We start from the raw sequence: 13,113 nt of genomic DNA, 5'->3' as shown, positions 1-13,113 counted from the left end.
CCTGCGAATCCACTCGAACGTGGGCGTGAAGGTGGTTTGAGCCGGGAATCCTGAAGCGGGCCCCCACCATGCGAAACGATCACCTGGGCAGTCCACAGATCTTTCACACAGCCTGTGGATAACTTTTCGGCACTACGGATCCCTGTGGACGACCGGCCCTCAAGTCCCGTACGACACAAGGGAATCGAGTCAACCAAGGACCATCTTCGCGTCTACTTTCGGGGAGTCGGGCGACAATTCATTGACGGCGACCACTTCGCCGACACAGCGAACATTCCGCTCAAATCTCCACAGAAGCGGCGTACTGCAATTCCGAGTCGTGGGGCGGAAGCACTCCCCGGTAGCCTTGAGGGGTGATTGACCTTCGCCTGCTCCGTGAGGACCCCGACCGTGTGCGCGCGTCCCAGCGCGCCCGTGGAGAGGACGTCGCGCTCGTCGACGCTCTCCTGTCTGCCGACGAGCGGCGCAGGTCCTCCGGCGTCCGCTTCGACGAGCTCCGCGCCGAACAGAAGTCGCTCGGCAAGCTGATCCCCAAGGCCACCGCCGACGAGAAGGCCGAGCTGCTGAAGCGCGCGGAGCAGCTCAAGGCCGACGTCAAGGCCGCCGACGCCGAGCGCGACGCGGCCGACACCGAGACGCAGGAGCTCCTCCTCCAGCTCGGCAACCTCGTCCACCCCGAGGTCCCCGTCGGCGGCGAGGAGGACTTCGTCACGCTGGAGACGCACGGCGAGATCCGCGACTTCACTGCCGAGGGCTTCGAGCCCAGGGACCACCTGGAACTGGGTACGCTCCTCGGCGCGATCGACACCGAGCGCGGCGCCAAGGTCTCGGGCTCGCGCTTCTACTTCCTGACCGGTGTCGGCGCCCTCCTGGAGCTCGCCCTCGTCAACGCGGCGATGGCCCAGGCCACCGCGGCCGGCTTCACCCCGATGCTGACCCCGGCGCTGGTCCGCCCGCAGTCGATGGCCGGCACCGGCTTCCTCGGCCAGGCCGCCCAGGACGTCTACCACCTGGACAAGGACGACCTGTACCTGGTCGGCACCTCCGAGGTGGCGCTCGCCGCGTACCACATGGACGAGATCATCGACGCCGACCGCCTCCCGCTGCGCTACGCCGGCTTCTCGCCGTGCTTCCGCCGCGAGGCCGGTTCGCACGGCAAGGACACCCGGGGCATCTTCCGCGTCCACCAGTTCGACAAGGTGGAGATGTTCTCGTACGTCACCCCGGAGGACTCCCAGGCCGAGCACCAGCGCCTGCTGGAGTGGGAGAAGCAGTGGCTGACGTCGCTGGAACTGCCGTTCCGCGTCATCGACGTCGCCTCCGCCGACCTCGGTTCCTCGGCCTCGCGCAAGTTCGACTGCGAGGCGTGGATCCCGACCCAGGGCAAGTACCGCGAGCTGACCTCGACCTCGGACTGCACCGAGTTCCAGTCCCGCCGACTGTCGATCCGCGTCCGTGACGGCAAGCAGGTCCGCCCGCTGGCCACGCTCAACGGCACGCTCTGCGCCGTCCCGCGCACGATCGTCGCCATCCTGGAGAACCACCAGCAGGCCGACGGCTCCGTCCGGATCCCCGAGGTCCTGCGCCCGTACCTGGGCGGCCGCGAGGTCCTGGAGCCGGTCACCAAGTGAGCGAAGCGGCTGCCACCGAGGAAGTACCGGGCGGTACTCCCTCCGCACCCTCGGGTTTCCCGTACAAGCTGATCGCGACCGACCTCGACGGAACGCTGCTGCGCTCCGACGACTCGGTCTCGACGCGCACCCGTGAGGCGCTCGCCGCGGCCACCGCGGCGGGCGCCGCCCACATCGTCGTCACCGGCCGGGCCGTCCCCTGGACCCGCCACATCCTCGACGACCTGGGCTACCGCGGTCTGGCGGTCTGCGGCCAGGGCGCCCAGGTGTACGACGCAGGGGAGCACCGTCTCCTCACGGCGGTGACCCTGGACCGGAAGCTCGCCGCGGTGGCTCTCGCCAAGATCGAGGCGGAGGTCGGAACGCTGTACCTGGCCGCCAGCCGCGCGGGCCTGGACGGAGAACTGATGGTCGGTCCCGGGTACGCCTTCCGCGGCTCTCTGCCCACCACCCCGCTCACGGACGTGTCCGACCTCTGGTCGTCGCCGCTCAACAAGATCTACATACAGCACCCCACCCTGAGCACCGACGAACTCACCGAGGCCGCCCAGCGGGCAGCCGGCGGCTTCGTCTCGGTGGCCATGGCCGGCGAGGGCATCGTCGAACTCCTCCCCCTCGGCCTCACCAAGGCCACCGGGCTCTCCCTCGCCGCGCGCCGCCTCGGTGTCAAGGCCGTCGACACGATCGCCTTCGGCGACATGCCCAACGACATCCCTCTCCTCACCTGGTCCGCCCACGGCGTGGCCATGGCCAACGCTCACCCCACCCTCAAGACCATCGCGAACGAGGTGACCTCCTCCAACGACGCCGACGGCATCGCCGAGGTCCTGGAACGCCTGCTGGCCGACTGAGGAGTCGGGCCCTGCCGTGCGGATCACGCCGGGGCCCCACGCTCGCGGCGCCGCCTACTCCCCCGCGGGTCCGGGAGCGGTCAGCGACACGCCGAGGCTCAGGGGTCGACGGGCGGGGGGCCACGATGGGCCACCGGGCGGTCAACATCCCTGGTGCCCCTTACCTGTGGGCCCCACCAGAGGCCCCAAAGGTCGGGCACCAACACTGAGGGCTTCTTGCACTCGCCCTCAGCCCCGGCACTCGGCCAAGTCACAGTGACAGCGAACGGGCGGAGGATGCACGATTCGAACGTGCGCGGGCAAAACCCGACCACGGCTTAGCAAGCCGGTGCCTTACCACTCGGCCAATCCTCCGGGTGGGCGACCCACGCGAAGCGATTCGCGTGCTCGAAGCGGCCGCCCCGGGCAGTTCCCCTGCGGTGCGGGCTCGACGGAGAGCAACTACTCCGGAGTCCGCTGCGGACTGCCCTGTCGGGAACTCGGCGTACTGCGCCTGATGAACAGCACCGCCGGGCTCCTCTCCCAGAACGTGGTGCCGCCTCGGTCCGGCGGCCTGGACACCAACCACTGTGCCCGGCAGCCGGATTGCCCGCCACCGAATATCGACCGGGCCGATCTCACCGGTGGAGGACGATCAGCGACGACGCCACTTGCGCCGACGCGCCTTGCTGAAGAACCACCCGGCAGGTGGTTCGTCCGACCGCCACGGCTGCGGATCGGGCGCCTGCTCCCGCCACCGCGCGGCCAGCATCCGAGCCCGCGCCGACGGCTCGGCGGACTCCGCGGACCGTATGAAGTCCTCATCCAGTACCACGTCGTCCCAGACGCCCCCGGACTCGTCCCCGCTCCGGCCTCCGGCACCTGACGCGGCGCCGGGGCCGTCACCCGACTTCTTGCCCTGCCCTTCGCCCCCGTCGGGTGTGACCTCCACTGTCATCCCTGTCCCTCCTGCCTTCCGGCCCGCCTTTCCTGGCCCGTCTCCTACCGCTTCGTACCCCTCGCCCACTGTGCCTGGACGTGCGTGAAACTCCCGTCAAGATCAAAAGTGGGCGGCGGTACGCAGGGGGTCTTCCGACACTGCGGAGTTCCGTGGTGGCGCGCGCCCCGGAGGATGGCCCTCCGAGGTCGCGTCATCAGACGTGGCCTCCGAAGCGGCGTACGCGGGAGAAGTCTCCTCCGAGGGAGCGAGTCCGAAGGGGCATCCGAGGCCGCCTCCCCTCTACGGAGGAGGAGCCTGTCACTCCTCGCCGGCCAGCTTCAGCGTCCGCAGCTTCTGTCCCGCGTACCAGGTGGCCCCGGCCGTGACGACCGTCAGCAGGATCACCGCGGTGGGCAGCCCGACTTCGGAGGTCACGAGGTCTCCGTCGGTGACCTTGTGGGCCACGGCGAGCGACCACTGCTGGACGCTGAGCGTGCGCGCTCCCTGCACCAGCGAACCGAACAGGGCCTCCCAGACGAGCGCGTAGACGAGCCCGAAGACAACCGCATGCCGGGTCACCGTCCCCAGGAGCAGGAACAGCGCGGCGTACGCGATCGAGGCGACCAGCGCCGCCACGGTGTAGGCGACCGCGATCTGCTGCCCGTTGCCGTTCAGGATCAGGCCCGCGACGAACGTCGGTATAGCCGAGAAGGCCATGGTCACGGCGATCGCCACGATCAGCTTCGTGGAGATGATCGTCGACCGCTTCACGGGCTTCGCCAGCAGATACACCACCGAACCGTCATCGATCTCGGGCCCGATGGCGCCGGTGCCCGCGATGACTCCGATGATCGGCACCATGGTGGCGAGCGCGAACCCGCCGAGCAGGTCGGCTGCCACCTGGTCGTCGGCGCCGCTCAGACCGCGTACGGCCGCGGAGATCACAAGCAGCAGAACGGGCAGCGCGCCGAGAATGAGGGCCCGACGGCGGCCGAGCAGGGCCCGGTAGGTGAGGCGGGCGACTGTGGGGTCGTACATCTTCGGCCTCCTACGCCGCGACCAGATACGAGAACACGGACTCGAGGGACTCGTCCGACGGCGAGACCGTGAGCAGACGGATGCCCTGGTCCCTGGCGACCCTTGGCAACAGAGAGGTGAACCGGCCGAAGTCGACGGCCTGGATGCGCAGCGCGCCCTCGGTCATGTCCACTTCGATCCCGGCGGTCGACGGGTCGGCGATCAGCGCGGCGGCCAGTGCCCGGTCGTCGCTGGAACGCACCAGGTAGACGTGCGGCCGGTCGGTCATCAGGCGACGGATGCGCCGGAAGTCACCGCTCGCCGCATGCCGCCCGGCGACTATCACCTCGATGTGGGAGGCCAGTTGCTCGACCTCTTCGAGGATGTGCGAGGAGAAGAGCACCGACCGGCCCTCGTCACCCATGCGCCGCAGCAGGTCCATGAGCTGCATACGCTGGCGTGGGTCCATACCGTTGAACGGCTCGTCGAGCAGAAGCAGGGACGGATCGTGGACCAGCGCGGACGCCATCTTCACGCGCTGCCGCATGCCCTTGGAGTACGTCGAGATCTTGCGGTCCTGCGCGTACTCCATCTCCACCGTGGCGAGTGCCCGTTGGGCGGCCGTTGCCCCGAGGCCGTGCAACTCGGCGTTGGCGACGACGAACTCGCGGCCCGTGAGGAAGTCGTACATCGCCTCGCGCTCGGGGACGACGCCGATGTCCTTGTAGATCTGCTCGTTGCGCCAGACCGGCCGGCCGTCGAGAGTGACCGAACCCGTGGACGGGGCGAGGAAGCCGCCCATCATGTTGATGAGGGTGGACTTCCCCGCGCCGTTCGGGCCGAGGAGGCCGGTGACGCCGGGGCCGATCGTCATCGTGATGTCGTTGACCGCCACCACGTTGCCGAACCAGCGTGAGACGTGGTCGATGTTGAGCGTGGTCACAGCGCGGCCTTTCGGTAGCGGCGCATCAGCAGGCCGTAGCAGCCCGCGATGAGACCGAGGACGACGAGGAGGTAGACGACCCCCTGTCCGCTGGACGGCCCGTGGCCGCTGGGGAAGGCGGAGGTGGCGCCCAGGAAGGCGGTCTGCACGCCGTCTATCAGCGTGATCGGCGAGAAGAGGCCGAGCCAGGGGATCACGTCGCTGCTGGACTGCACGTCGGCGATGGCCTGGACGACGGACACGGCCCCGTAGGAGATGGTGAAGACCGCGATGACGGCCGCGATGCCGAAGCCGCGGCGAGGCGTGACCGCGGAGATCACCAGACCGATGCCGGCGAAGAGGAGTGACAGGAGTGCCACGGACACCAGTCCTTGTGCGAAGCCCTTGGTCTGGTCCGTGAAGTCCAGTTTGGCCAGCAGAGCGCCCACGTAGAGCACGAAGAGAGGGACAGCGGTGATGATGAACAGCGCCGTGGTCAGCGCGGCGAACTTGGAACGCACATAGTCCGCGGTCTCGATCGGCCGCGAGAAGTACAAGGGCACCGTCTTGAAACGCAGATCGAGTGAAACGGCCTGGGGCGCCTGGGAGGCGACGTACAGCCCGATGACGGCCTGCATGATGATCGCGTAGTCGGTGTACTTGATGGGCAGGTCATTGGCCTTGGTGGCGACCGAGACAGCCACCATGATGGCCGCGGGCACGCACATCACCGCGAACAGCATCATCGGCAGCACCTTGGACTTGGCCGAGCGGCCGAGGCCGTACGCGCCGCGCAGGGACTGCGAGTACAGCGAGCGGCGGGCATAGGCGCGACCCAGTCGGGGGCCGTCGTAGCTGCGGTAGCCGATGTTGTGGATGCGGCTCTGTTCGCCCGTGCGCGGGGGCTGTGCGCCGGTGTGGGCCGGGGCCTCGACCCGGGTCTGCTCAACCGCCATGACCGACGGCCTCCTTCCAGGCATCCTGTGTGCGCTGGGACATCGCCTGCTCGTCGCTGTCCTTGAACACCTCGGCGATGTGGTGCCTGCGCTGCTCCATGCGGACCAGGCCGAGACCCAGATCGGCGACGACATCACGGATCAGGTCGTAGGTCTCCTCTCCTCGCGCGGTGAGCAGCAGGATGTGCCCGGCGCCGGGGAGGCCGGTGCCGTCGGAGACGGTCACACCGCGGGCGTGGAGCGCCTCGCGCAGCGCACGGGTGCCGTCGGGGTGCTCGTCGGTGTCCGTGACCTCGATCGCGAGGGTGGCCGTGCTCTGGGTGAAGTCCCGCGTGGAGCTGGACCGCAGGAGCTTGCCGCCGTCGATCACCACGACGTGGTCGCAGGTGCGCTCCAGCTCGCCCAGCAGGTGCGACGTGACCAGGACCGAGATACCGAAGTCGGTGTGGATGCGGCGGATCAGGCCGAGCATCTCGTCCCGGCCGACCGGGTCGAGGCCGTTCGTCGGCTCGTCCAGGAAGACCAGCTGCGGGTCGTGCACCAGCGCCTGGGCCAGCTTCACACGCTGCTTCATGCCCGTGGAGTAGCCGCCCATCGGACGGTACCGCTCCTCGTAAAGGCCGACATGGCGCAGGGTGTCCGCGGTCCGCTCGCGCGCGGCGGTCGGCGGGAGCCCCGACATACGGGCCATGTGCACGACGAACTCGGTGGCCGACACATCGGGCGGCAGGCAGTCGTGCTCCGGCATGTACCCGACGTGCTCGCGGATGGCGCCGCCCTTGCTGGCGACGTCCAGTCCGAGCACCTCGGCACGGCCTTCCGTGGCGGGGGAAAGACCCAGGAGGATCTTGATCAGCGTGGACTTGCCGGCGCCATTGGCACCGACGAGTCCCGTCACACCGGGTCCGATGTCCACGGAGAGCCGGTCAAGAGCGGTCACCCTCGGGAACCGCTTGCTCAGGCTTTCGGTCGCGATCACAGTCACGATTTCGACACTAGGGCCGGGGGCCCTCACGGTCGTCACCCCGCAGAGCTGTCTCGGCGTCCCCCTCGAGTCGTACGGGCCCGTAGGGGGCATCAGCCGTCAGTCCCCCTAGGGGTCACCCTGAGGTCGAACCACCGGCAGGCCGGACCGGGGCGGGAGCGGCCGCCGTACCTGGAGAACGTCTGACGCCACCGGATGGTGCCCTCGGTTTTCCACCGCCTCGCCCACCCCTATTGACGCAGCCCTCAAACACTGTCACATTCATCGATGTCACATTGCGAACACGGGCCGTGGTCGAAGGAGACAGGTGGGCCGGTGGCATGACCTCTCTGACAGCGGAACGCACGGCGGAGCTGCGCGGGTTCCGCGAGGTGCAGACCCTCGCGTACGAGTGCGCGGAAGCGGTGGCGGCCCAGCTGAGACCGGGTGTGACCGAGCGCGAGGCGGCGCGGATGCAGCGCCGCTGGCTGCGGGAGCGCGGGGTGCGGGACTGGTTCCACCTGCCCTTCGCCTGGTTCGGTGACCGCACGGCGTTCGTGAACTTCCGCGTACCGCTGCAGTTCTTCCCCACCGACCGCCGACTGGAGCCGGGCATGCCGTTCATCCTGGACATGGCCCCCGTCTACAAGGGCCATACCGCGGACATCGGCTATTCGGGCTGCCTCGGTCCCAGTCCCCTGCACGACAAGCTGATGGCAGACCTGCAAGCACACCGGGAGTTGATCCTGCGCGAGGTGCGCGAGCGGCGTTCCCTGCGGGAGATCTACGAGAACGTGGACCGGCTCATGGTCCGCCAGGGATATGCCAACCGCCATCGCGCGTACCCCTTCGGTGTCATCGCGCACAAGGTGGACCGGGTCAAGGAACGTCGCTGGTCACCCCATGTCTTCGGGTTCGGTACACAGGCGCTGAAAGGCCTGGCGTCGGACGCGGTGCGCGGCCACCGTGACGGCTGGTCGCCCCTGTGGTCCCCGTACCGGTTCTCGGACCACCCACCGCAACCGGGGCTGTGGGCGGTCGAGCCGCACCTCGGCTTCCGGGGCACGGGTGCCAAGTTCGAGGAGATCCTGGTCGTCACGGATTCCCGGGACCCCGAGGAGAGCGCCTTCTGGCTGGACGACGACCTGCCGCACGTACGGCGGTGGGCACAGGACAAGTGCCGATGAGCGAGGGGGCAGAGGTGGCGGGTTCGGTGGGGCTGGAAGGTGCCCGGGAGCGCCGGGTGCGCGCGGACGGGGTCGAGCTGTGCGTGGCCGAGCTGGGCGACCCCCAGCAGCCGACGGTGCTGCTCGTGCACGGCTATCCCGACTCCAAGGAGGTCTGGTCCGAGGTGGCCGTACGCCTCGCCGAGCGCTTCCACGTCGTCCTGTACGACGTGCGGGGTCACGGCGGGTCGACGGCGCCCCGGCCGTTGCGCGGCGGGTTCACCCTGGAGAAACTGACGGACGACTTCCTGGCGGTCGCCGACGCCGTCAGCCCTGGACGGCCCGTCCATCTGGTGGGGCACGACTGGGGCTCGGTACAGGGCTGGGAGTTCGTGACGGTCGAACGCACCGAGGGCCGCATCGCGTCCTTCACGTCGATGTCCGGGCCGTCGCTCGACCACTTCGGCCACTGGATCAAGCGGCGTACGAAGGTCCCCACCCCGCGCCGGCTCGCCCAACTCCTCGACCAGGGCGCCAGGTCCTGGTACATCTATGCGCTCCACACGCCCGTACTCCCCGAGTTCGTCTGGCGCGGCCCCCTCGGCAAGCGGTGGCCCGGCATGGTGCAGCGGGCCGAAAAGCTGTCACCGAGCGGAGGTTATCCGGCCAGGTCGCTGCCCGAGGACGCTGCGCACGGCGTGTGGCTGTACCGGGACAACGTGCGACCCCGCCTGGCCAGCCCGCGGGACGACGCGTACGCGCACGCGCCCGTGCAGCTCATCACGCCGCTCGGGGACGCGTTTCTGTCCGAGCGGCTCTACGACGAACTGGAGCAGTGGGCCCCGCGGCTGACCCGCCGCACCCTCCCAGCCAAGCACTGGATCCCCCGTACCCGCCCTGACCAACTGGCCTCTTGGATAACCGAGTTCATCACGGCGGTCGACGGCGGACGGCCGGGTCCGTCGGCCACCGGGAAGTACGCCGACCGGTTCGGTGGGCAGTTGGTGCTGGTCACCGGCGCCGCCGGAGGGATCGGCCGGGCCACCGCCTTCGCGTTCGCCGAAGCCGGGGCACGTGTCATCGCCGTTGACCGGGACGCGGAGGGCGCGGCACGTACCGCGGAACTGTCCCGGCTGATCGGTGCCCCCGAGGCCTGGGCCGAGACGGTCGACGTCTCCGACGAGCAGGCCATGGAGGAACTCGCCGAGAAGGTCGCCACCGAGTACGGGGTGGTGGACGTGCTGGTGAACAATGCGGGGATCGGGCTCTCGGGCTCCTTCCTCGACACCACCCCCGAGGACTGGCGCAAGGTTCTCGACGTCAATCTATGGGGTGTGATCCACGGCTGCCGGCTCTTCGGCAGGCAGATGGCCGAGCGTGGGCAAGGCGGCCATATCGTCAACACCGCCTCGGCAGCGGCGTATCTGCCCTCGCGGACGCTGCCCGCCTACAGCACCTCCAAGGCTGCCGTGCTGATGCTCAGCGAATGCCTCCGCGCGGAGCTGGCCGGCAGGGGCATCGGGGTCTCGGCGATCTGCCCCGGCATCGTGAACACCAACATCACCTCGACCACCCGCTTCGCCGGTGTCGACGCCGAGGAGGAGAAGCGCCGGCAGCAGAACGCCGCCCGGCTCTACGGGCTGCGGAACTACCCGCCGGAGAAGGTCGCCGACGCCGTTCTGCGGGCGGTGGTGCGCAACCAGGCCGTCGTTCCCGTCACCCCGGAGGCCCGAGGCGGACACCTCATGTCGCGCTTCGCCCCCAAGGCGCTTCGCGCGCTCGCCCGGCGGGAGCCACGCCTGTGAGCCCACGCGAAGGACGTCCCGCGGACAGGGCGGAGCGGCACGAGATCGCACCACGAAGGGTCTCCTTCGCCCCGAACGGGCCCGCCACCCAGCGCGAGTCCGCCTCCGCCAACGGCCCGGCCGCCACCTACCGCATCGAGGATCTGGCGCACCGCAGCGGTGCCACCGTTCGCACCATTCGTGCCTACCAGGACAAAGGGCTGCTTCCCCGCCCCGAGCGGCGCGGGCGGGCGAACGTCTACTCGGACGTCCATCTCCACCGACTGCACCAGATCGGAGATCTTCTCGACCGCGGCTACACCCTGGCCTCCATCAGGGAACTCCTCGAGGCATGGGACACGGGCCGCGGTCTCGGAGGGGTGCTCGGCCTGGTCGCCGAGGTCGACGGACCGTGGACCGACGAGCAGGCCGTCCGGATCACTCGGGCCGAGTTGATCGAGCGGTTCGGCGGAACTCCGGACGAAGCCGCGGTGACGGACGCGGTCGAGTTGGGCGTACTGGAGCCCGTTCCCGGCGAGGAGGACCTCTTCCTCGTGCCGAGCCCTCAAGAGCTGTCCGTGGCAGCCGAGTTGCACGCCGCCGGCGTTCCCCTGTCCGCGATCGCCGGGCACCTGCGGGAGTTGAGGGGCCAGATCGAGCATATCGCCGCCCGTTTCCTGGACTTCACCACCGAGCACGTATTCGCTCGCTACCTCGGGGGGCACCTGCCTCCGACCGAGACGGAAGCGGCCGAGGCAGCGGCTCTCGTACGTCGATTGCGGCCCCTTGCGCAGCAGTCGGTGGACGCGGAACTGGCTCGCGCGATGCGCTCGTTGGCCGCACGCCACCTCCGCCGACATCTCGATTCGGACGCTCCTGTCCAGCGGACGAGCGAGTCGTTCCCCGTTCAGATCCCGGCCTCCACAATGCAGGCGGTGGAGAGGCTAGTCGGACCTGAACACGTCCAGGCGTTCATCACGGCGGCAGCCGAACGGGAGGTGCAGACACGCACCTTGGACTCTCTGGCGACAAATAGTTATAAAACACAACAAAGTTGACCAATCGCTCTGCTGTGGATATGCAGTTGTCCACAGATTCTTCAATTCGCCTGTGGATAACTACAGTTGGTTGTGGATCAAACATCCGGATCAAAATCGCGTGCGTGACGCGTGTCTCGCGGGCACGCTGGCGGGATGGACGAAAGACGCACCGTGAAGGTGTCGAAGTACCTCTCGAAGCACCTGCGGCACCAGCCCGAACGGATCGGGCTGACCCTGGACGAGGCCGGATGGATCGAGATCGACACGCTCATCGAGGCAGCCGCCGAACACGGCTTCCGCTTCACCAGGGCGGAACTCGACCATGTGGTCGAGGCCAACGACAAGCGGCGCTTCGCCGTGGAGGGCGACCGGATCCGCGCCAACCAGGGCCACACCGTCGAGGTCAACCTCGGTCTGCCCCCGGCGGTCCCGCCGCCGTACCTCTACCACGGGACGGTCGCGGCCTACCTGACCGCGATCCGCGCGGAGGGCCTGCGGCCCATGAACCGGCACGACGTGCACCTGTCGCCCGACCGTGAGACAGCCACCCGGGTCGGTGCCCGACGCGGCCGTCCGGTCGTGCTCTCCGTCGACTCCGCAGCGATGCACCGCGACGGCCATGTGTTCCGGGTCAGCGACAACGGCGTGTGGCTGACCGAGGCGGTTCCGCCCCAGTACCTGCAGTTCCCGGAGGCCCACTGAGCACGGCCCGGGAAACGCGGGCCGGCGCCGCCGGCCGGCCCGGCCGCAACAGCCCAGCGGCCCAGACGGCCCCCGGACCACCCCGGGACCGGCCCGGCCCGCTCCCCGCCTGGTCGGCCCATCCCGCGTCCGCGCTTACGCTCGATGCATGAGTCTGCGTCTGAGCACCGTGATCCTGCCGTACCTCCGCTGGCACGAGGGCGGCCGCGCCACCTGGCAGCGGGCCGAGCAGCTCGGGTTCCACACCGCGTACACCTACGACCACCTGTCGTGGCGGACCTTCCGTGACGGCCCGTGGTACGGCGCCGTACCGACCCTGACCGCCGCGGCCGCGGCCACCGAGCAGCTGCGTCTCGGCACCCTCGTGACCTCCCCGAACTTCCGCCACCCGGTGACCCTCGCCAAGGAGCTGATCTCCCTCGACGACATCTCCGGCGGCCGGCTGACCCTCGGCGTCGGTGCGGGCGGCACCGGCTTCGACGCCACCGTGCTCGGCCAGGAGCCGTGGACGCCGCGCGAGCGCGCCGACCGGTTCGCCGAGTTCGTCCCCCTGCTCGACCGGCTGCTCAGCGAGGACTCCGTCTCCTACGAGGGCGACTACTACTCGGCGCACGAGGCGCGCAACATCCCCGGCTGCGTCCAGCGCCCCAGGCTGCCCTTCGCGGTGGCGGCCACCGGTCCTCGGGGGATGAGGCTGGCGGCACGCCACGGGCAGGCGTGGGTGACCACCGGAGACCCCAAGCTGTTCGAGGCGGGCACCCCGGAGCAGTCGGTCCAGGCCCTGCGCGGGCAGGTCGAGCGGCTGGCCGACACTGCCGCCCAGATCGGCCGGGACGCTTCCGGGATCGACAAGATCCTGCTCACCGGCTTCACGCCGGACCGCGGCCGCCCGCTGGAGTCGCTCGACGCGTTCGTGGACTTCGCCGGCCGCCACGCGGCACTGGGCTTCACCGACATCGTGATCCACTGGCCGATCCCGGACTCCGACTTCGCCGCGGACGAGAAGGTCTTCGAACGCATCGCCATGGAGGCGCTCGCCCAGCTGTCCTGAACCTGCCGGTCCGGTGGCGTGGGAGGGGGAGGGAGAGAGGAGGGGCGGGGGGGTGGGGAAAAGGTAGAGGGGCAGGACCACACAACCGTTGGGGGTGTTGTCAGGGCAGG

12 protein-coding genes and 1 tRNA gene are annotated in these 13,113 nt (G+C 69.3%); 7 read left to right on the top strand and 6 right to left on the bottom strand.

The annotated features are described in order from the left end of the window. The first annotated feature begins 353 nt into the window (after positions 1-353). Together serS and ACZ43N_RS12080 are read left to right on the top strand one after the other, a co-directional pair. On the top strand, positions 354-1,631 hold the full coding sequence (gene serS / locus ACZ43N_RS12085; protein ID WP_468096945.1) for a serine--tRNA ligase: 1,278 nt from the start codon (positions 354-356) through the stop codon (positions 1,629-1,631). After that, positions 1,628-2,482, top strand: a complete 855-nt coding sequence (locus ACZ43N_RS12080) for an HAD family hydrolase (protein ID WP_468096943.1) — start codon at positions 1,628-1,630, stop codon at positions 2,480-2,482. Before serS ends, ACZ43N_RS12080 begins: the two co-directional genes overlap by 4 nt. A gap of 270 nt (positions 2,483-2,752) precedes the next feature. On the opposite strand, the gene ACZ43N_RS12075 is transcribed toward ACZ43N_RS12080, so the two are convergent. The 6 genes from ACZ43N_RS12075 to ACZ43N_RS12050 form a co-directional block, all read right to left on the bottom strand. Further along, a tRNA-Ser gene (locus ACZ43N_RS12075) sits at positions 2,753-2,836 on the bottom strand. Positions 2,837-3,116: 280 nt separating this feature from the next. Next, entirely contained in the window at positions 3,117-3,419 is a 303-nt protein-coding gene (locus ACZ43N_RS12070; RefSeq protein WP_468096942.1) for an SGM_3592 family protein, read from the bottom strand. A 300-nt stretch (positions 3,420-3,719) separates the two neighbouring features. Then, complete coding sequence (locus ACZ43N_RS12065) at positions 3,720-4,439, bottom strand: ABC transporter permease (RefSeq protein WP_468096940.1); 720 nt, start codon at positions 4,437-4,439, stop codon at positions 3,720-3,722. Between the two features lie 10 nt (positions 4,440-4,449). Further along, positions 4,450-5,361 carry an ABC transporter ATP-binding protein gene (locus ACZ43N_RS12060; protein WP_468096938.1) on the bottom strand — a complete coding sequence of 304 codons (912 nt, stop codon included), beginning with the start codon at positions 5,359-5,361 and terminating at the stop codon, positions 4,450-4,452. Continuing rightward, entirely contained in the window at positions 5,358-6,296 is a 939-nt protein-coding gene (locus ACZ43N_RS12055; RefSeq protein WP_468096937.1) for an ABC transporter permease subunit, read from the bottom strand. Before ACZ43N_RS12055 ends, ACZ43N_RS12060 begins: the two co-directional genes overlap by 4 nt. Further along, entirely contained in the window at positions 6,286-7,275 is a 990-nt protein-coding gene (locus ACZ43N_RS12050) for an ABC transporter ATP-binding protein (RefSeq protein ID WP_468097087.1), read from the bottom strand. The genes ACZ43N_RS12055 and ACZ43N_RS12050 overlap by 11 nt, the downstream gene beginning before the upstream one ends. 326 nt (positions 7,276-7,601) lie before the next feature. Between ACZ43N_RS12050 and ACZ43N_RS12045 the strand changes: the two genes are divergently transcribed. The 5 genes from ACZ43N_RS12045 to ACZ43N_RS12025 all read left to right on the top strand — a co-directional run bounded on the left by ACZ43N_RS12045 (position 7,602) and on the right by ACZ43N_RS12025 (position 13,003). Further along, positions 7,602-8,447: a M24 family metallopeptidase gene (locus ACZ43N_RS12045; RefSeq protein WP_468096935.1), complete on the top strand. Its 846-nt coding sequence runs from the start codon at positions 7,602-7,604 to the stop codon at positions 8,445-8,447. Continuing rightward, complete coding sequence (locus tag ACZ43N_RS12040) at positions 8,444-10,231, top strand: SDR family oxidoreductase (RefSeq protein WP_468096933.1); 1,788 nt, start codon at positions 8,444-8,446, stop codon at positions 10,229-10,231. Before ACZ43N_RS12045 ends, ACZ43N_RS12040 begins: the two co-directional genes overlap by 4 nt. 134 nt (positions 10,232-10,365) lie before the next feature. Beyond that, entirely contained in the window at positions 10,366-11,268 is a 903-nt protein-coding gene (locus tag ACZ43N_RS12035; protein ID WP_468097086.1) for a MerR family transcriptional regulator, read from the top strand. 135 nt (positions 11,269-11,403) lie between these two features. Then, positions 11,404-11,952 carry an RNA 2'-phosphotransferase gene (locus tag ACZ43N_RS12030; protein WP_468096931.1) on the top strand — a complete coding sequence of 183 codons (549 nt, stop codon included), beginning with the start codon at positions 11,404-11,406 and terminating at the stop codon, positions 11,950-11,952. A 148-nt stretch (positions 11,953-12,100) separates the two neighbouring features. Further along, a complete protein-coding gene (locus ACZ43N_RS12025) occupies positions 12,101-13,003 on the top strand; it encodes an LLM class flavin-dependent oxidoreductase (protein ID WP_468096930.1) in 903 nt (300 codons plus the stop codon). The last annotated feature ends 110 nt before the right edge of the window (positions 13,004-13,113 follow it).

It is taken from the genome of Streptomyces sp. NPDC030814, from assembly GCF_055572155.1.
This window is presented reverse-complemented; position numbering and strand designations above follow the sequence as displayed.

Bases quoted from the DNA above. Each gene is read 5' to 3' on its own strand.
- ACZ43N_RS12070 (WP_468096942.1), bottom strand. From the start codon at position 3,419: ATGACAGTGGAGGTCACACCCGACGGGGGCGAAGGGCAGGGCAAGAAG.
- ACZ43N_RS12065 (WP_468096940.1), bottom strand. From the start codon at position 4,439: ATGTACGACCCCACAGTCGCCCGCCTCACCTACCGGGCCCTGCTCGGC.
- ACZ43N_RS12055 (WP_468096937.1), bottom strand. From the start codon at position 6,296: ATGGCGGTTGAGCAGACCCGGGTCGAGGCCCCGGCCCACACCGGCGCA.
- ACZ43N_RS12045 (WP_468096935.1), top strand. From the start codon at position 7,602: ATGACCTCTCTGACAGCGGAACGCACGGCGGAGCTGCGCGGGTTCCGC.
- ACZ43N_RS12040 (WP_468096933.1), top strand. From the start codon at position 8,444: ATGAGCGAGGGGGCAGAGGTGGCGGGTTCGGTGGGGCTGGAAGGTGCC.
- ACZ43N_RS12030 (WP_468096931.1), top strand. From the start codon at position 11,404: ATGGACGAAAGACGCACCGTGAAGGTGTCGAAGTACCTCTCGAAGCAC.
- ACZ43N_RS12025 (WP_468096930.1), top strand. From the start codon at position 12,101: ATGAGTCTGCGTCTGAGCACCGTGATCCTGCCGTACCTCCGCTGGCAC.